Origin of the sequence: Carboxylicivirga fragile, assembly GCF_050589805.1 — a bacterium.
Taxonomy (GTDB): Bacteria; Bacteroidota; Bacteroidia; order Bacteroidales; family Marinilabiliaceae; genus Carboxylicivirga; species Carboxylicivirga fragile.
On the sequence record NZ_JBNGOY010000005.1, the window covers coordinates 1 to 18,906 of the forward strand.

General features: G+C 37.6%; 14 protein-coding genes. 8 read left to right on the plus strand and 6 right to left on the minus strand.

Annotated elements, in window-relative coordinates; genetic code table 11:
- Positions 1 to 219: 219 nt before the first annotated feature.
- From ACRD7B_RS03140 to ACRD7B_RS03150, 3 genes are all read right to left on the minus strand, one after another.
- Positions 220 to 3,147 (minus strand): M16 family metallopeptidase, encoded by a 2,928-nt coding sequence (locus tag ACRD7B_RS03140; RefSeq protein WP_430823010.1) that lies wholly within the window; start codon positions 3,145 to 3,147, stop codon positions 220 to 222.
- A gap of 228 nt (positions 3,148 to 3,375) precedes the next feature.
- Complete coding sequence (locus tag ACRD7B_RS03145) at positions 3,376 to 3,918, minus strand: WG repeat-containing protein (protein WP_430823011.1); 543 nt, start codon at positions 3,916 to 3,918, stop codon at positions 3,376 to 3,378.
- Entirely contained in the window at positions 3,911 to 4,342 is a 432-nt protein-coding gene (locus tag ACRD7B_RS03150; protein ID WP_430823012.1) for a MarR family winged helix-turn-helix transcriptional regulator, read from the minus strand. The genes ACRD7B_RS03145 and ACRD7B_RS03150 overlap by 8 nt, the downstream gene beginning before the upstream one ends.
- Before the next feature lie 139 nt (positions 4,343 to 4,481).
- Between ACRD7B_RS03150 and ACRD7B_RS03155 the strand changes: the two genes are divergently transcribed.
- The 3 genes from ACRD7B_RS03155 to ACRD7B_RS03165 are packed head-to-tail and all read left to right on the plus strand — an operon-like array spanning position 4,482 to position 7,469.
- A complete protein-coding gene (locus ACRD7B_RS03155; protein WP_430823013.1) occupies positions 4,482 to 5,969 on the plus strand; it encodes a reductive dehalogenase in 1,488 nt (495 codons plus the stop codon).
- A gap of 11 nt (positions 5,970 to 5,980) precedes the next feature.
- Positions 5,981 to 6,277, plus strand: a complete 297-nt coding sequence (locus ACRD7B_RS03160; RefSeq protein WP_430823014.1) for a hypothetical protein — start codon at positions 5,981 to 5,983, stop codon at positions 6,275 to 6,277.
- Between the two features lie 7 nt (positions 6,278 to 6,284).
- Positions 6,285 to 7,469 (plus strand): FMN-binding protein, encoded by a 1,185-nt coding sequence (locus ACRD7B_RS03165; RefSeq protein WP_430823015.1) that lies wholly within the window; start codon positions 6,285 to 6,287, stop codon positions 7,467 to 7,469.
- A gap of 400 nt (positions 7,470 to 7,869) precedes the next feature.
- On the opposite strand, the gene recJ is transcribed toward ACRD7B_RS03165, so the two are convergent.
- The 3 genes from recJ to lipA all read right to left on the minus strand — a co-directional run bounded on the left by recJ (position 7,870) and on the right by lipA (position 11,300).
- Positions 7,870 to 9,591 (minus strand): single-stranded-DNA-specific exonuclease RecJ, encoded by a 1,722-nt coding sequence (gene recJ / locus ACRD7B_RS03170; RefSeq protein WP_430823016.1) that lies wholly within the window; start codon positions 9,589 to 9,591, stop codon positions 7,870 to 7,872.
- 129 nt (positions 9,592 to 9,720) lie between these two features.
- The gene (gene lipB / locus ACRD7B_RS03175; protein ID WP_430823017.1) at positions 9,721 to 10,428 is read right to left on the minus strand and encodes a lipoyl(octanoyl) transferase LipB; all 708 of its coding nucleotides are present in this window, start codon (positions 10,426 to 10,428) and stop codon (positions 9,721 to 9,723) included.
- Between the two features lie 5 nt (positions 10,429 to 10,433).
- Positions 10,434 to 11,300 carry a lipoyl synthase gene (gene lipA / locus ACRD7B_RS03180; RefSeq protein WP_430823018.1) on the minus strand — a complete coding sequence of 289 codons (867 nt, stop codon included), beginning with the start codon at positions 11,298 to 11,300 and terminating at the stop codon, positions 10,434 to 10,436.
- A 278-nt stretch (positions 11,301 to 11,578) separates the two neighbouring features.
- On the opposite strand from lipA, the gene ACRD7B_RS03185 reads away from it, so the two are divergent.
- The 5 genes from ACRD7B_RS03185 to ACRD7B_RS03205 all read left to right on the plus strand — a co-directional run bounded on the left by ACRD7B_RS03185 (position 11,579) and on the right by ACRD7B_RS03205 (position 18,905).
- Positions 11,579 to 13,696: a M3 family metallopeptidase gene (locus tag ACRD7B_RS03185; protein ID WP_430823019.1), complete on the plus strand. Its 2,118-nt coding sequence runs from the start codon at positions 11,579 to 11,581 to the stop codon at positions 13,694 to 13,696.
- 226 nt (positions 13,697 to 13,922) lie between these two features.
- Positions 13,923 to 14,858, plus strand: a complete 936-nt coding sequence (locus tag ACRD7B_RS03190; RefSeq protein ID WP_430823020.1) for a hypothetical protein — start codon at positions 13,923 to 13,925, stop codon at positions 14,856 to 14,858.
- Positions 14,859 to 15,029: 171 nt separating this feature from the next.
- Positions 15,030 to 15,518: an RNA polymerase sigma factor gene (locus ACRD7B_RS03195; RefSeq protein WP_430823021.1), complete on the plus strand. Its 489-nt coding sequence runs from the start codon at positions 15,030 to 15,032 to the stop codon at positions 15,516 to 15,518.
- Positions 15,515 to 16,402, plus strand: a complete 888-nt coding sequence (locus ACRD7B_RS03200; protein ID WP_430823022.1) for a FecR family protein — start codon at positions 15,515 to 15,517, stop codon at positions 16,400 to 16,402. Before ACRD7B_RS03195 ends, ACRD7B_RS03200 begins: the two co-directional genes overlap by 4 nt.
- A 7-nt stretch (positions 16,403 to 16,409) precedes the next feature.
- Complete coding sequence (locus ACRD7B_RS03205; protein ID WP_430823023.1) at positions 16,410 to 18,905, plus strand: TonB-dependent receptor plug domain-containing protein; 2,496 nt, start codon at positions 16,410 to 16,412, stop codon at positions 18,903 to 18,905.
- Position 18,906 lies beyond the last annotated feature (1 nt).

Here is an 18,906-nt window from a genome sequence, read left to right on the forward strand (position 1 = left end):
TAAAAAAATCAATCTGTGCTTTTGTATCGGCATTAACCATTGTAATTAGCAAAATGATTTATCAATCATTTTGGAATACAATTGGTATAATAAGGAGCGGCTCTTTATTGGCAATTTGTAAAAAGAGAGCCACTCCTTTTACAATTCCTCCTTAAATATCAAAAAAGGGACTGCCCAATGACAGTCCCCAATAATTATCTAATTAATAGATAATCGCTGTTAGTATCCAAAAATATCTTCTAATGCTACTTCGTGAACTTTACCCAGTTTATTTAGGGCATTCTTGTCTAAATCAGCTTTACGACCAAGCACCATGTAAGTATAATTTTTTCCTTTGATGTGCTCGTTAAAGAACTGCTCAAATTCATCTAAAGTAATTGAATTTGCCTTCTCATATACATCCTTACGAATATCGTAATCGAAACCGCGATCCATATTGTTCATATAAGACCAAAACAAACGCTTGTTAGTAATTCGCTCCGTGTTTAATTGCTTCACTATACCTTCACAAGCCTGATTAAATTGAGTTTCTGCGCGAGGCATCTCATTCATCAATTGCGTAAGAGTTTCAGTGGCAATGCTCAACTTATCTGCCTGAGTTCCCAAATTACCATAGATAAAATTGTCTTTACCAGCGTAACGCGCATTTACATAACCAGCTCCAGCCGAATAAGCAAGGGCTTTTGATTCGCGAATCTCCTGGAAAACAACGGATGATAAGCCTGATCCAAAATAGCTATTAAATACCTCGGCATACGGCATTATCGACGGATCAAACGTTTTATCCTTCGACAATAATAAAATATTTGCCTGGCTAATATCGTAATCAACAACATATACATTCGAAACTTCATCGTTGCGCATCTCATAATCAATGGCTTCTGGCAAAGCAGCTAATTCGTCAGGAGTGGTGTGATATTGATTAAGAATACCTACAACCTTATCGCTTGAAGATGGTCCGTAATAGTAGATCTTATGCTCAAACGATGTCATATTCTTAAGCTGCTCTGTTAGGGTGCTTGGCTTAATATTTGACATATCATCAGCACTGAGTAAGTACTTTCCTGGAGAAGTTTCGCCATAAATACCAAAATCAACCATTGCGCTAAATATACGCCCTTGATTCTTTTTAGCATCTTCGCGTTTCTTTAAGATACCTTTTACAAATTCATCGTACGTTTCGTCATCTGCTTTTGCATTATTTATAATGTGCTCCAATATCTCAACGCCCTTATCCAATTGCTCATCTAATCCAGAAATGGATACATAGCAACGTTCGTTACCGGCATTTACATTGAATGTTAATCCATAACGGAACAACTCTTTACGTAAATCTTCAGGGGTAAATTTATCCGTACCTAATAACTTTAAGTAATCAACTGCCAAAGGGAATTGGAGGTTATTAATTTTTCCCATGTCAATGACATAATTCAACTGAAATAAACCGTTGGTTTCGTTATTTGAGTGATAGAAATCTAAACCAGGTTTCAACTCCTTGGTATGTAACTTTGATTTGAAATCAACAAAAACAGGATCGATATCGCTTATTTCTTCCGCCAGGAATGATTTTGCAAAATCAGACTGTAACTCACGATTAATTGGAACAGCAGTAATTTCAGGTTTCTCAACTTTCACCAAAGCACTATTTTCACCTGTACGCTTATTAACCAACACATAATTGTCGCCATATTTTTCATTGGCAAAAGCCATTACCTGCTCTTTGGTAATCTTCTTCATTTCGTCCAACGAAGCTAGTACATCAGCATGCGACTGACCACTGGTAAACTCATTCATTAACGAATAAGCTGAATAAAATGGATACTCAAGAGCCTGCATAAAGTCAAGACGTGATTTATTAACTATGGCTTCAATTACCCAATCGTCAAACTCACCTTTTTTCACTTTATCTAATTCGGCTAATAGTAAGTCTTTTACCTCATCAAGGGTCTGTCCTTCACGTGGCTTGCCACTAAAGAAATGCATACCATAGTCGCGCATAAACCATGCACCTGAGGAAGCACTTAATACCTTCTGCTTTTGAACCAGATTCAAATCAATTAAACCAGCTTGTCCGTTCGAAAGAATAGAACTAATTAAATCTACCATCAATTCATCCTGGCTACCAACGCCGTCAAAACGGAATGCTAATTCCATACTTTCAGCATCAGGGCCAAAAACTTCTTTTACTATTGGAGCAGTTATAGGATCTTCTTTGGCCAATTGAGGTTCAGCGAATGGCTTTTTCTCCATCTTACCAAAGTAGTTGTCGACCAACTTAATAGTAGCATCAAACTCCAAATCTCCGGCTAAAGTAATAGCCATGTTATTAGGAATGTAGAACTTATCCTTGAACTTATAAATCTCTTCCATCGAAGGACTCTTTAAATGCTCAGGAAAACCAATAATATCACGTCCGTACGGATGGTTTTCGAATAAACCTGCCATTAAACTTTTGAAAGCACGCTGTCCATCCATGTCCTGATACATATTGAACTCTTCATAAACAGTCTCTAGTTCAGTATGGAATAAACGCAATACTAAACTTGTAAAACGTTCCTTCTCCAATTTTGCCCAACGTTCCAACTCATTCTTTGGAACTTCGCACATATACACAGTCGACTCATATGATGTACCAGCATTAACTTGCGATGCACCCATTGAAGTATTCAATTTATCATACTCATTAGTCGCCACGTAAGTAGCTGCCAATTGCGATAAACTATCGATACTGGCATACAGCGCTTTTTTCTCAGCAGCATCTTTGGTAACTCTGTGTTTTTCGAACAAATCAGAAATCTGCTCCAAAAGCACTTTTTCTTTCTCCCAGTCGGTAGTACCTACACTAGAAGTACCTTTAAACATCATGTGCTCCATGTAATGAGCCAATCCTGTTGCATTCGGATCTTCGTAAGTTGAACCCGCTTTAACACCAATTAGGGCTGCAATACGAGGCTGATCGAGGTTGCGGGTCAAATACACCTTTAATCCATTGTCTAATGTATAGATTCTGGCATTGTAAGGATCGTTGCTTACTTCTTCGTAAGAATATCCGTTAGGATCTGTTTTTTGAGAAGTTTTGTAGCTTGGTTGTTGGCACGAGAATAGTGCCATGATGCCTATTAAGGCAAGTGTGAATGTAAATTTCATGAGTTTAGTTTGTTTGTTTAGACCCTTGAAGATAAATATTTATAATTAATATAAAACCAATTATAAATGTTTTATTTAAATTAATCAATTGAGATGCCTAAATTTCAACCTGCAAACAAACAGCTAAGTAACTACTATTATCCAATATTAAAAAGGCATATAGAAATAGATAACAGGAGTTTCATAGGTTAAATAATATTGTCTACTTTACTATTGTAAAGACTTGTATTACTCTTGTATAAGATTTCCAGTATAATCAATATAAAACCAACTATCACTTTCCATTTTGGTATGTTCTTCCTCCTTTTTCAAACTACAATCGTATGTCACTTTTGCTAAGCCATTTTTAAAAGGAGTAGCACATTCATATATTGGTTCTATTACAATTTGACCCTCATCATTGGCGAATCCTACTTTACCGTTTTTTCTGATTCGAAACAATCCGTCACTAATAATATCAGGACCATTATCACACCAATATACTTCAAAGAGTTCATTCTCATTTTGATCAATTGCAACGCATCCGCCTCCATGTTTAAGAACTATGGCATATTTTTTAAAGGTATCTGTGTAACAGTAATGGTAACTATCGAGCGAAATAATAGTATCACCTTTAAAATTGATATAACCACTCTTAACACCAAGCTCATCATATTCTCCCTCATGAATCTTTACCAACACAGTATTTTTACTACTGCATGCTAAAAATAGCACAAACATAAGTGCTACAATGCAATATATCTTCAACATATTACTAATAAATCTATTCATCTAAATTTGTAATAAAGCGTTTTAAAACATCCAATGCAGCAGTTATTTCTTTCTTTTCAATATCCTTACTCGCTATAAGCAATACCTCATCTGCTATTAATGAAAGCTGGGTGTAGCTGTCATTACCAAACTTGGTTAAGTTTAGCACATAATTGCGCTTGTCAGATAGGCTTACCTTACGTTTTACCATCTTTTTCTGTTCCAAGCTATCAACCAGTCGTTTAACACCAACCTTATCTAAGCCTACAGCATTCTTAATGGCATTTTGGTTCATGCCCTTATTATTATAAAGGTAAGAAAGAGCTCCCCATTCCTTTGCCGATATGTCATAACCTTTTTCCGCAAAAGCCTTTACCAGCGCACGACCAATATGCCTCGATACCTCCCCTGCTAATCGCCCAATTGAATCCTGAAAAACATACATAAACAAGCTACTTTAGAATTAGTCTAAAAATGAATTGCAAATATAAATCAAAATAAAGGAGAATAAATTATAGAAACAAAAAGCAATTAGTTTCATTTGTAACTAATGTAGTTTTCTAATATGCTTTACATTAACAACTATGAAACAAAAGATTTCACGCCGTAATTTCATCAAGTGGGGCAGTTTAGCAAGTGGGTCGGTGGCTTTAGCCGGATCAGCAGTTGCTGGGTACGAAGCTGGAAAAGATACATCATCGAATACTGGTTGGGAGAGAGAAAAATACGGAGATGGTCAATTCTTTAATCGCAAACCCTTCGAAACCGATGAAGCGGTACACGATATTCAAGGAGCGACACGACGTATTAATTATGAAGAAAATATCTTTAACAGAAATAGAGAGTTATTCAAGTTAATCTATAATAAGGAAGAGGAACAACGCTGGGCTTTTAGCGATGGCATTGAAAAACTTCCAGAACCTATTAAAAGTTATTACCAAGCACATCCAGAAGCCTTAAGCGAATATGAACTATCGTTGGAAAGAGCCAAACAGCAAAGGGTTAACTGGAAAGATGTTAAAGAGAAATATATATTGGCTGATGCCTGGTCGGCTGCGCATGCCAGCGCTTTATATGGCAAACATGGCGCACGCTTTCCGGATGAACCTACCTCTCCGCCAGAAGAATGGGATTTTAGAGGAATTAAGCACCAACAACTACCCTTTAAAACACCCAAGCATGCATCAGAACTAATCAAGAAAATAGCCTACAGCTTTGGAGCAACGTTGGTTGGAATCACCAAGCTTAATCCTGACTGGGTTTATCAAGGTAAGTTACGCGGTGTTGGCAAGACCAAATTTGAAGTGCCGAAACATTGGAAATATGCCATTGTATTTGCCGTTCCGCACGAATGGGACTCGATGTATGCGAATCCAACTTACGGATCTTCGTACGATGCTTATTCAAAACTTAGGTGGATAAGCGGTAAGTTGGATGCATTTATTCGCCACATAGGATATGCTGCCAGACCACATATTCCTCCGACCTCTTACGAAGTTATTATTCCTCCTTTGGCTGTAGATGCGGGTTTGGGTGAATTAGGTCGAAATGGTATTGTTATCACGCCCGAATTAGGCGCCAATACACGAATTGCAGCAATTACCACCAATATTGAATTGGAACCTGACAAACCAATCAAGGTGGGCATACGCGAGTTTTGCAATAAATGTAAAATATGTGCAGATACATGCCCAAGTGGAGCCATATCATTCGATGATGAACCCAATCAAATTATTAGAGGATACAAACGGTGGCGTATTAATCAGGACAAATGCCTGACTGTTTGGAACACTGTTGCCACAAGCCATTCAAGAGGCTGTCGCGTTTGTTTGGCGGTTTGTCCTTATTCGCGAAAAAACAATTGGATACATACTTTGGCAAGAGAGCTGGATCCGCGCGATCCCACTGGAGCTGTCTCTACCGCAATGTTAGCTATGCAGAAGAGTTTCTTTGAATATCCCGATGCTCACGAATTCTTGCCCGAACCCGATGGTTCAAATGCCACGTATCACAATGGGCCTGAATGGCTGCGATCAGAAGAGTGGTGCGACTTTAATAATAACTGGGAATAACACAAAAGACAATGTTACTACAATCAACCATATTTGGTCCTTTATTTTGGATGTTGCAGGGTATACTTCTCTTTACATTCGTAATTGGATTACACTATTATTTTAAAGACAAGAACATAGAACTTACAATTCCGAAATGGTTATTAATTATTACTTACTGGCTGACAATTAATTTAACCATAGCAGCAGGCTTCACATTAATAGGTGAAGATGAAAGCAGGGCAGGCATCTATTTCTTGGGATTTTTCTCTGTTACTTTAATTATTATTGGAGTTGTTCTCAGAAGGTTCATTTTAAAAGTTAAGTAGTCAAAAAATGAATCAACTTTTCAAAAATAAGTATGTTAAAGCAATTGCTTATATCAGCTTAATAGCACTTTGGATTATTGGCTATTACATCCAGAAAGAAAACAGTCAAGCTAAGCTGGTTGAAGCCATTGGTGTTGATGCAAAATATTTGCATGCACATGCCGAAGATACCTATGTGATTAAGGATTCTTTAATTCTAATCACTTCGGAAGCTAAAGGGTATGGCGGACCAGTTCAGCTAGCGATTAAAATTAATAAGCAAGGAATAGTAAAGCAACTGTATATTGTAGATGATAACGAAACCTCCTCTTATCTTAAGAAACTAAGAAAGGCGAATTACCTGGAACAATACATCAATGCCACGGTACACAACGAAGATTATATATATGGGGTAGACGCTGTAACCGGCGCTACCCTTTCATCAAATGCAATTAAAGAAGGTGTATTAAAAGCCATGGAGAAATACTATCAAAATATCTTTGGAAAACAAAAAACACTGACAAATTCAGAAAATAATTATGTTTTTGGTATCGCAGAAATCACCGTGCTAGCTCTTATCATTATCTATTGCTTACCCATATTTTTTAAAAGAGTAAAACGAAAGCACCTACAAATCTTAATATCAATTTTAAGTATTCTTATACTTGGTTTCTTGTATAACCAGTCCATTGGATTAAGCCGAATAGTTGCACTGTTTTTCGGCTGGTTACCATCTTTAGGAGTTAATATTGCCTTTTACCTCATCGTCGTATCAAGCGTAATCATCATCATCAGCCGAAAAGAAAATTTCTTTTGCAATGGGGTATGCCCAATGGGATGCACGCAAGATGCTTTAAGTAAACTAAGCAAGGCCAATAAAACCTATCATGCAAACCTAGTATGGCTCCCAAAACTATTAACTTGGATTGCTCTTGCTGTCGCTTTTCTTTTTCGATCGCCAAAGCTAGTAGACTACACCATCTTTAGTGCCCTATTTGATTTCACCGCTAATGATGTTGTTTTTATTCTTTTGGCTTTATCGCTTGTTGCTTCACTTATTATTCACCGACCATGGTGCCGTTATCTGTGTCCAGTGGGTGAAATCATTAATTCATCCATCACATTAAGAAAGAAACTCAACACGAAAAATGAAAAATACTCCCAAATCGACACATTACAGGAAGAGGGAATTGGCAAGAAGCACAATTCTTGAAAGAATAAACACAACTATACCTTATAATACGCGAAAAGATCCTGTGAACACAGGACCTTTTCTCATTTGGATTTTTATCTGATTTAAGGGAAAGGGTAATTTTTCCAGAGACTAAATATAGAGATAAATTGCAGTAATGCAAGAGAAATATTACTTAATAGCGCTCATACTTAGATGATTGAAAAAGTACCAAAAGTAAAAATTTACATTTAACCCCTATTGTTAACAGTTTTTAACAATGTTGTTTATTGAAAAATCAGACTGAACCCCTATTTTTTGAGTGCTTTTAGCAAAAAAATGACTCTTTTTACTCATCCACCCCCTATTAAAGAAATAAGTGGTGGAAAATTAGAAATGGAGTTATTTGGAATGCATACAAATAAGTTAAAAATACGAGAATTTAGTCCTTAAACTTTAAATCTTTCAACATCACTTGCAGAGTAGTAACGCCATTATAGTAGTTCTCCTCAACCGTATAACAAATATCAAAAGGCTTATTCTCTTTTATCTTATCCAAGGCATGCCCCATTGAGAAAGCAATTCCTTGTTTAATAGCTGCTGAGTGCTCTTCTATTAATTCCAACTTAAGATGATCCTTGTCTTTACCAACCGTTTTACTGGTGCCATAATCAAACACATTTTCGGTTGTGAAAACAGGTTTCATATTGCCCGGTCCAAAAGGGCGAAACTGCTTAAGAATACGGAAAAACTTTTTATTGATATCTTTTAAGTGCAAGACCGAATCAATATCAATTTGAGGAATCAATTGATCTGGTAATATGTTATCCTCCACGTATTGTTCAAATCGTCTCTGAAACTCTGGTATATTCTCAATTTTGAGCGTTAAACCTGCGGCATACATATGGCCTCCAAAATTCTCGAGCAAATCGCTGCATGAATCAATGGCTTTATATAAATCAAAACCCTCAACCGAACGTGCACTTCCGGTAGCCAACCCCTTTGATTCAGTTAGGATAACTGTAGGGCGATAGAACGACTCTGTTAAACGAGATGCCACAATTCCTATCACGCCTTTGTGCCAATCCTTATCATAAAGAACCGTTGATTTCTTTTTCAACATTTCTTCATTATTGGCTATTAAATCGTGTGCTTCAATGGTAATGCTTCTATCTAAATCCTTACGTGTTTCATTGCTGGCATCAATGTTTTCGCTCATTCCTTTTACAAGGTGCTCACTTTCTTCATTACAGGCCAATAACTCTACAGCATCACTTCCGGCATCAATACGGCCAGCCGCATTAATTCGGGGACCAATCTTGAAAACAATGTCACTTATGGCAATCTCACGACCTTCCATACCGGCAATCTTAATGATCGATTTTAAACCTATTCCCGGATCGGAATTTAATTTTAGCAAACCGTAATATGCCAATATTCTATTCTCACCAGTAATGGGTACAATGTCAGATGCAATGCTCACCGCCACTAAATCAAGAAGGTCGTATAATTTCGACTCCTTATAATCTTTGAAACGACAAAAAGCCTGCATCAGCTTAAAACCAACTCCACATCCCGATAAATTTTTCTCTGGATAATTGCAGTCATCACGTTTAGGATCCAAGCAAGCGGTCGCATCGGGCAAGGTATCACCAGGCGTATGGTGATCACAAATGATAAACTCAATCCCTTTCTCTTGTGCATAAGCAACTTTATCAACCGCTTTTATGCCACAATCCAAGGCAATAACCAAGGTAATACCCTTTTCAACGGCATAATCAATGCCTTTGTAGGAAATACCATAGCCTTCCTCGTAACGATTAGGAATGTAATATTCGAGATTTGAATGATGAAAACGTAGGAATGAATAAACAAGAGCGACACTTGTGGTTCCGTCCACATCGTAATCGCCATATATTAATATACGTTCATTTTTATCAAAAGCTTTAACAATTCGGTGAACCGCCTTTTCCATATCCGTCATCAGAAACGGATTATGAAGATCAGTTAATTTTGGACGAAAAAAGGACTTGGCCTCATCATAAGTTGTTATCCCCCTCTGAACTAACAGGTTTGCTAACTCATGACTAATATTAAGCACCTCGCATAAATGACCTGCTATTTTCAGATCACCCTCGGGTTTTATGCTCCATCTTTTTTCCATCTCCCTTTGTTGCCCTCTTTTGTGATCCTAAATGTTTCTAAAAAAAAACTTAAATCAAAAACGCTTAGTGTAATTGTTAATAAAATAAAAAAAGAATACGGGCAAAAAATCAACTTATTCGTTTAAGGTTCACTTGCTTAATTCCAAATTAAAAATAAGCGATATTTTTTCCAGTAAAATTGTTTTGAGCTCTTCCATATCAACTGCCTTTCCTAGCTCCTTTTGCAACGAAGTAACTCCTTTATCAACAAAACCACAAGGATTGATATGATTAAAATAATTTAAGTCGGTATTTACATTTAAGGCAAAACCATGCATCGAAACATAACGACTGGCTTTAACACCAATGGCACATATTTTTCGAGTTTTACCTGCAACACCTACATCTAACCACACTCCGGTAGAACCATCCAGACGTGTACCTGTAATACCATATTCGGCAATGGTTTGAATAATGGCTTCTTCCAGATTATGAATATAGCTTTTTACCTGTAAGTTCATTTCTTCCAAATCGAAGATTGGATATCCCACCAATTGACCAGGGCCATGATAAGTAATATCGCCACCACGGTTAATCTTATAAAATGTGGCGTTAATCTGCTTTAAAAACTGATCGTTGATTAAAAGGTTATTTTGAACACCACTCTTACCCAAGGTATATACATGGGGATGCTCAACATAAAGCAAGTGACTGGTAATTGGTTTCAGATCATTTGGATTGTCACGATTGTGTAATTTTACATCAACCACTTCGGCAAATAATTGCTCCTGATAATCCCAAACTTCCTTGTAATCCTTAACTCCAAGATCTTCGAACTTAGCGATTGATTTACTCATGGCTGTTATTTTAAAGCGTTAATGTGTTTTTCGGCATGATACGATGAACGAACCAGTGGTCCGCTTTCAACATATTTAAATCCTTTTTCTAAACCAACCTGCTCGTACTTTTTAAATTGCTCAGGTGTTACATACTCCGAAACAGGCAAATGATTCTGTGTTGGCTGCAAGTATTGACCAATGGTCATAACCGTTACACCAGCTGCTAATAAATCATCCATCACCTCAAATACTTCTTCTTCTTTTTCACCCAAGCCAAGCATAATGCCCGACTTGGTAACCATACCACTATCCGAAATATATTTCAATACTTTTAAACTCAAATCGTATTTGGCTTTGGTACGAATAACTGGTGTTAAACGACGAACCGTCTCAAGATTATGCGAAATTACCTCCGGCTTGGCATCAATTACCTGCTGAATTAAATGATGTAATCCGTTAAAGTCAGGAATTAAAACCTCCATTGTGGTATCCGGATTTAAAGCTTTGGTTTCCGTAATAGTCTGGGCCCAAATACCAGCTCCTCCATCTTCCAAATCATCACGATCAACCGATGTAATAACCGCGTGGCGCAACTTCATTATTTTAATAGAGCGGGCAATGCGCAAGGGTTCCTTTACATCTGTAGGATTTGGCTTGCCCGTTTTTACATTACAAAACTTACAAGCTCTGGTACATATATCGCCCAATATCATAAAAGTAGCTGTTCCATTACTCCAACATTCGGCGGCATTCGGACATTTACCACTCGTACAAATAGTATGTAGTTTATTATCACGGATGACGTTATTCATCCACTTATAGTCAGTAGTATTCGGCAATTGTATTTTAAGCCAATCAGGTTTTGACACCTTACTTTTTATCTTAACCATGTTTTCAGCAATTTATAAGCATTATCACGCAGCAATATTACTTAAAATAAACGTTCAAAAATATGAACTTTGTTTGCAAATTCATAAGCGCAAAATGCAACCATGAAAGCAGTATGTCGTACAAGAACAGCCATACCCTAACAATGTTCAAGCAAAAGCTAGCTATCTAACGTAAAATTACTAATTGCTTTTTATCATATGTGCTAATTTTTAATTGAAGTATATTGCCATTAAAATGAACAACTATTTTATTTATCCACTTATAATCAACAACTAAAATGCGAATAACATCAACATTTGTATTGCTGGCAGCATTATTATTCAGTGCCTGCCAAGCACCGCAAAAAACCGAAAGTGATTCTAATCCTCTTATGAGTAAGTACGAAACACCTTTTAATGTGCCTCCTTTTGAGCAAATTAAAGCAGAGCACTATATGCCAGCTATCGACAAAGCCATGGCAGAACATAAACAAGAAGTAGAAGCTATCATCACGAATAAAGAAGCGGCTACTTTCGAAAACACAATTGTTGCCTTAGATAACGCGGGTAAATCATTGTCGGAAGTATTATCGGTATACTATAGCCTGAAAAGTGCCCACGGTACAGAAGGTGTTATGGCAATTGCTCAGGAAGTAGGCCAAAAAATGAGTGCACATGGCGACGACATTAGTCTAAACCCTGAACTATTCGCACGTGTAAAAGTAGTTTACGATCAAAAAGATGAGTTAGAGCTTAATGGCGAACAACAAATGCTATTGAAAGATACCTACAAGGGATTTGTGCGCAGCGGTGTTAGCTTAGACGAAGCTAAAAAGACAGAATTACGAAAAATTAATTCTCGCTTATCAGAACTTTTCAATTCATTCTCGACTAACGTATTGAAGGAAACAAACAACTTTAAATTAGTTATCGAAAATGAAGCTGATTTAGCAGGTCTACCTGAATCATCAGTTATTGGAGCAAGCGAAACAGCTAAGGAAATGGGCTTAGAAGGTAAATGGGTTTTCACAACACAAAAACCAAGTATGCTACCTTTCCTTTCATATGCCGATAAGCGTGAATTGCGCGAGCAGTTGTACAAAGGTTATTACATGCGTGGTAATAACAACAATGAATTTGATAATAAAGAATTAATCGAAGAAATTGTAAACCTGCGTGTTCAAAAAGCTAATTTACTAGGGTATAACAACTATGCCGACTATGTACTTGAAGAGCGCATGGCTAATACTACCGATAAGGTGTATGGCTTGTTGGAGGAGCTTTGGGAAAGAGCAATTCCGGTTGCAAAAAAGGAACGTGAAGACATGCAAAAGATCATTGATCGTGAAAAAGGCGGATTTAAATTGGCCTCATGGGATTGGTGGTATTATGCTGAGAAAGTACGTCAGGAAAGATATGATCTTGATGAAAATGAAGTGCGTCCTTATTTTGAATTAAACAATGTTCGTGATGGTGCATTTAATGTAGCTACCAAATTATGGGGACTACAATTTGAAGAAATCAAAAGCGATTTTCCGAAACCTCATCCTGATGCGCAAGTTTTTAAAGTAACCGAAGCAGACGGCTCGCACAAAGGTATTCTTTATATGGATTGGCATCCGCGAGCTACCAAAAAACAAGGTGCCTGGTGTGGTGTTTTCCGTAAGCAAAGCAGGGTCAATGGAGAAAATGTTCCTCCGGTTGTTACCATCGTTTGTAACTTTTCGAAACCAGTAGGTGATAAACCAGCTTTATTAAGCTTCGATGAGGCCTCTACCCTTTTCCATGAGTTTGGCCATGGTTTGCACCAATTGTTGAGCGATTGTACTTACAAAGGTTTATCGGGTACTTCAGTTCCACGCGATTTTGTTGAACTACCATCGCAAGTGATGGAAAACTGGGCGGGCGATCCTGCTGTTATGAAAGAATATGCTCGCCACTACGAAACTGGCGAAGTTATTCCTGATGCATTAATCGAGAAGTTAAAGAACAGTGGTCACTTTAACCAAGGATTTGCAACAACTGAATATTTAGCGGCTGCTTTATTGGATATGAACTACCATACGCAAACAGAAGTTAAAGACATTGATGTGAATAAGTTTGAGGAAGACTATTTAGCAGGTATTGGTTTAATGCCAGAGATTATCTCGCGCTATAAGTCAACTTACTTCATGCACATATTTGCAAGTAGTGGTTACACTGCCGGTTACTATAGCTACATTTGGTCGGGTGTGTTAGATGCTGATGCTTTTGAGGCATTTAAGGAAACAAGTCTTTACGATCAAGCAACGGCTAAAGCTTTCCGCGAAAACATACTTGAAAGAGGTGGAACCGTTGAAGCCATGGAAATGTATAAAAACTTCCGTGGTCGTGAGCCAAAAATTGAAGCCTTGTTAAGACAAAGAGGTTTAGAGTAAACTTTTTTAAAAATACTATCAAATTTAAGGGCTGCCACACGGCAGCCCTTTTTTTGTCATATTAAACCCACCTAGCACACTTTTTTAAAAAAACCAATTAATTTTCCGCCTCTAATTCAGCGCCTTAAAGAATATCTTAAAATTTATTTCATTTTTTTGGTAGGGTAAAACTCTTTTCAAACGGTATGCTTATGAATTGACAATACAAACTTAAAATTAAGATACCATGAAAAATGTATTAGTAACAATAGGAATAGCGGTTTTAGTAGCCCTTACAGCCTGTAACAAAAACGACAACTTATTGCCGGAAGACCAACTAAATGAAGTTGACCTGAAAACAACTACCGAATCGGTAATTGTAACTGAAGCTAGTTTAGATGATGTAACCGAAGCCGCCGATTACGAAGTTGATTTATTTACAGGATCGGATATTGAAGTAGCTTCTGCAGCATTCGAAGCAAGCGACCTTGAACTAAAAGCAGGCGATCAGCACAAATACAGAAACCGTTACCGTTGGGGAAAATGCCCGGATATACACATTGTTAAAGAAGAAGGTGGCTACCCAAGAACCATTACTTTAAATTATGGTGAAGGAACCGAATTGACCAATGGTCGTGTAATAGCAGGTATTATTGAGATAGTGATGTCAGGCCCGCGCAGAGAAAATGGCGCAACTCGCACAGTTACATTTATTGATTTTAGTGTTGATGATGTTGCCATTGCCGGAACAAGCATTAAAACATTCCTGAAAGACGAATATAAGGTAAACATCGTTCGTGATATGAGCTTTACTTTACCTGAAGACGGAACCGTTATTGAACGTACAGCTGAAAAAACCAGAACCTGGGTTGCAGGTATGGACACTCCTTTTGATCATTCCGACGATGTTATCAACATTACCGGATACACCAATTGCGAAGATTCAGATGGTAACTCATACAACCGCGAAATAACAACAGCTTTGGTTAAGAATGGCGAATGCAGATATATCGTTGCCGGAGAAATAACTTTAACTAAGAATGGTGTTGAGTTTGGCGTAATAAACTATGGAGATGGAAAGTGTGACAATATAGCAACATTGACAACAGCCGAAGGAACCAAAGAATTTGAAATTGGAAAACGCCACAGACAAAGGAAACAAGATCAGAATAAAGATTCTTAAACAAATTCCCGTTCAGCTCATGAACAAGAAAAGCCCGGAGAAAAAAAAGTTTTTCTTCGGGTTTTAATCCAAAAATAATCAATAACAAAAGAGCTTGATGATAATAGCACATCAATATTTCAATCCATCAATTTCTTTTTTATCTTAGCCATATCATCAATATTCAACATCTTGACGCGGGAAGAATTTAAAAGTTTGTTCGACGAGCATTTTGAGCCACTACGTAATTTCATTTATTACAAATGTGGTGATGCTGAACTGGCAACCGACATTGCTCAGGATACCTTTATGAAGCTCTGGGAAAAACAACCGGACAAGCGGCCCAAAGAGTTAATTGGCTTACTCTATAAAATGGCCAAGGACGCTTTCGTAAGTAAATATAGGCGCAGCAAAATTGAGCAAGAGTACGTAATGAAACCGCCGGACAATACAAATGAACAAAGCCCTGAAGAGGAGCTGGCTTACAAAGAACTGAAAGGCACATACGAAAAGGCACTAAAGAAAATGCCCGACAAACAAAGAGAGGTATTCCTGCTAAGCCGAATGGATGAGCTTAAATATCACGAAATAGCCGACCGACTGGAGTTAAGCGTTAAAGCAGTCGAAAAAAGAATGAAAAACGCATTACAATTTTTAAGAACAGCACTAACAGTACAATGAAAAACTTTAAACAACATAACGATCAATTATCTGATGAAGACTTCATGAAGTCCTTACCAGAGATTGAGCTTCCTTTCTCGAAATCGAAGGAGGATGTTTGGAGTGAGTTGTCTGCTGCTATTAAAGATGAACAGAAAGATCCTTCAAACACAATCACTCTTAAACCTGAAAACAAGGTTCGCAAATTATCAACTGTTTTTATGGCAGTTGCGGCTGTATTAGTTGTAACATTAAGCACTACAGCATTTTTCTCTTTATATACCAAAACCATTGAAGCGCAATCAGGACAGCATTTAACAGCCTTCTTGCCCGATGGATCAAGTGTTGAGCTTAATGCCAGTTCGGCCATAAAATACAAACCATACTGGTGGCGTTTTAACCGTCAGGTTCAATTCGAGGGTGAAGCTTTTTTTAAAGTACAAAAAGGTGAATCGTTCGAAGTCAATTCCGCTCAAGGCCGAACCATAGTATTGGGCACAAGTTTTAATATTTACTCGCGCCGAAACGAATATAAGGTAACCTGCTTTACGGGTAAAGTTAGAGTAGTTAGCGTTGAAAGCGGGAAATCTGCTGATATATTGCCCAACCAAGAAGCTGAGGTTAAAAGCGATGGTAATGTTATCAGTCGTGAAGACATTGATACCAGCGAAACTATTTCATGGCAGGATGGAAAGTTTACATTTACCGGCCACCCACTGGCATTGGTGTTTGAAGAGATCGAACGTCAATATGGCATCAATATCAAGTACAAGGATGATTCCAATAATTTGTATACTGGCAATTTCACGCGAGATTTACCCCACGAAGATGTTTTGAACCTCGTATGCCGTTCATTTGGAATGAAATATACAAAGCAAAATGGCGTTTATATAGTGAACCAATAAATAATGAGTGAATAGGGTATTCGTTACATTTGTATTATTTCTTTTTTTCTCCACCTCAGTTACTTACGCGCAAAAACTGAAGGTGGATTGTAATAATAAACCCCTAAACGAATTACTGCTTGATTGGCGTAGCGAATATAATCTGCAATTTTCGTACAACGATCAGCTTTTATCGAAGCACCTTATTAGTATAACTCAGGAGTTTGCTTCTCCAAGGGATGCACTAAGCAGTATACTAAAAGATCTACCTTTTGAATTTGAAGTAAACAACAACGTTTATCTTATTTTTCCACGCGAGGTAATTGTACAAGTAAAAAACTATCAACTGATTGGAAAGATAGTTGAAGCAGGCACAAAAGAACCTCTGCCCTTTTCACATATCGCAGCCAACGATTTTCAAGCCGTAAGCGATGTAAAAGGGGTATTCAGTTTTACATCGCAGAGCGATAGCGTGTTTCATGTGAGAGCGTCTCATCTGGGCTGTTATATAATCGATACCATTTTGGTGGCTGGTAAAAATCACCTCATCGAACTTACACCTTCGCTGGTTGGTTTGCCCGAAGTGACAGTCACTAATAACATTGTTGCAACAGCAACACAACTTGGCGAATCATCAGGACTAACCAAATTAAATCATAACATAGCCAATTACTTACCAGGTAATGGCGATAATTCGGTATTTAACCTTTTACGCTTGCAACCAGGTATTTTAGCTGCTGGAGAACAGCCAAACGATCTTATTATTTGGGGGAGTCCCGAAGGTACAAGTCGCGTACTTTTTGATGGTTTTACCATTTGGGGATTAAAAAACTTTAACGATAACATCAGTGCCGTCAATCCTTATCTGGCAAAAAATGTAGAAGTTTTAAAAGGTGGTTACGATGCTAGTAACGAAGACATGATTGGTGGTATCGTTAACATTAGTGGAAAGAATGGCAACAAGCATCACCCTCATTTTAACTTCTTCATTAATAACCAAACGCTCAACACCATGCTTGAGTTTCCCATCAAGCAAAAATCCTCGGTGATGCTGGCTTATCGCCAAACCTATTACGACTTATTTAAGGCAAGCGATTTAGGGTCGTTTAATAACAATAGTCCGAATCAACAATATCCTATTGAAGTGCAAACACCGGATTACGATTTTCGCGATGCTAACTTTAAGTATACTTTTCAGGGCGATAATAAAGATTTGTTCTTTGTCAGTTTATTTGCTGCCGGCGACGATTTTTCGTTTGATGCGAAACAAACAAGACCAAACACCGATATAATACAAAGTACTCAAGAAGAATCAACACAAATCGGGGGATCCATTTACTATGGCAAAACCTGGGAAAAGGGGCACTCATCTGACCTAAAACTCAGTTTCTCACAACTTAACTCGCAATACAAACAAAAAGTTATTGCTGAGTTTAAACGTTTTGATGCAAGTAGCACTCGTAAGGATTTATACGCTAAAAATGATGTAAATGAGCTCAATGCTGAATGGAACAACAAATTTTTATTAAATGAAAAACATACTTTAAATAGTGGAATTGGCCTGGTCCAAAACACTGTGGTTCTTAATGAAGATACTTTTGATATAAAATACATCGACATGATAAGTCGAATTAATCGACTTAATTTTTTCATACAAGATGAATTTCAGCTTAATAGAAGCATTAGTTTAAAAGGGGGATTACGTTTTAATTACCCAACCCACATGCAAAAAGCATACATCGACCCACGACTAAGCATTTCGGTGCGCGCATCGGGACGAATTAAATTAAATGCATCATGGGGCAGATACCACCAGTTTTTGGTTAAGAGTTCGGTAGTGGATAACGACAATTACCGCTACACCTGGACGGTTGCCGGCTATAACGACGTACCTGTTATGGAATCGGAACATTGGGTGGCAGGAGCAGCCTATAACAAAGGTAAATTTCTTTTTAGTATCGATGGGTTCCACAAGAAAAATAATGGCCTCACACGCTTTATTCGTTACAAAAGGGAAGATTACATTTTTAATGGCACGAGCCGAAGTTATGGCCTTGACTTTTATGCCAAACAAGATTTTAAAGGGCATTCAATATGGGCAGGATATAGTCTTTCAAAAACAGAAGAACTCTTCCCCTACTTCAGAGATCAAGAATACCGCAGATCACCACAGGATCAAAGGCATGAATTTAAAACAGCCGCATTGTTAAATTTAGGCCCTTTTCATTTATCAGCAAGTTATATCTATGGCAGTGGATTCCCCTTCTATGAGAAACTATCCGATGGGCAAAACTACAATTACATCGAGCCCGATTATAATCGAATGGATGCTTCGCTGATTTATAAACTGTCAAGAGAAAAATTTACGGGCGAAATAGGCCTATCTATTCTTAACCTATTTGATTATGACAATGTGAAGTTTAGTAATTTTGAGCGGGTGCCCTTTTATCAATTAAGTACGGTTTATTTAAATAATGATGCCGTGCCATTTACGCCACTCTTATACCTTAAGATTAAGCTTTAAT

Bases quoted from the DNA above. Each gene is read 5' to 3' on its own strand.
- ACRD7B_RS03190 (WP_430823020.1), top strand. From the start codon at position 13,923: ATGAAAAATGTATTAGTAACAATAGGAATAGCGGTTTTAGTAGCCCTT.
- ACRD7B_RS03155 (WP_430823013.1), top strand. From the start codon at position 4,482: ATGAAACAAAAGATTTCACGCCGTAATTTCATCAAGTGGGGCAGTTTA.
- ACRD7B_RS03145 (WP_430823011.1), bottom strand. From the start codon at position 3,918: ATGAATAGATTTATTAGTAATATGTTGAAGATATATTGCATTGTAGCA.
- lipB (WP_430823017.1), bottom strand. From the start codon at position 10,428: ATGAGTAAATCAATCGCTAAGTTCGAAGATCTTGGAGTTAAGGATTAC.
- ACRD7B_RS03185 (WP_430823019.1), top strand. From the start codon at position 11,579: ATGCGAATAACATCAACATTTGTATTGCTGGCAGCATTATTATTCAGT.
- ACRD7B_RS03200 (WP_430823022.1), top strand. From the start codon at position 15,515: ATGAAAAACTTTAAACAACATAACGATCAATTATCTGATGAAGACTTC.
- ACRD7B_RS03165 (WP_430823015.1), top strand. From the start codon at position 6,285: ATGAATCAACTTTTCAAAAATAAGTATGTTAAAGCAATTGCTTATATC.
- ACRD7B_RS03160 (WP_430823014.1), top strand. From the start codon at position 5,981: ATGTTACTACAATCAACCATATTTGGTCCTTTATTTTGGATGTTGCAG.
- ACRD7B_RS03150 (WP_430823012.1), bottom strand. From the start codon at position 4,342: ATGTATGTTTTTCAGGATTCAATTGGGCGATTAGCAGGGGAGGTATCG.
- lipA (WP_430823018.1), bottom strand. From the start codon at position 11,300: ATGGTTAAGATAAAAAGTAAGGTGTCAAAACCTGATTGGCTTAAAATA.
- recJ (WP_430823016.1), bottom strand. From the start codon at position 9,591: ATGGAAAAAAGATGGAGCATAAAACCCGAGGGTGATCTGAAAATAGCA.
- ACRD7B_RS03140 (WP_430823010.1), bottom strand. From the start codon at position 3,147: ATGAAATTTACATTCACACTTGCCTTAATAGGCATCATGGCACTATTC.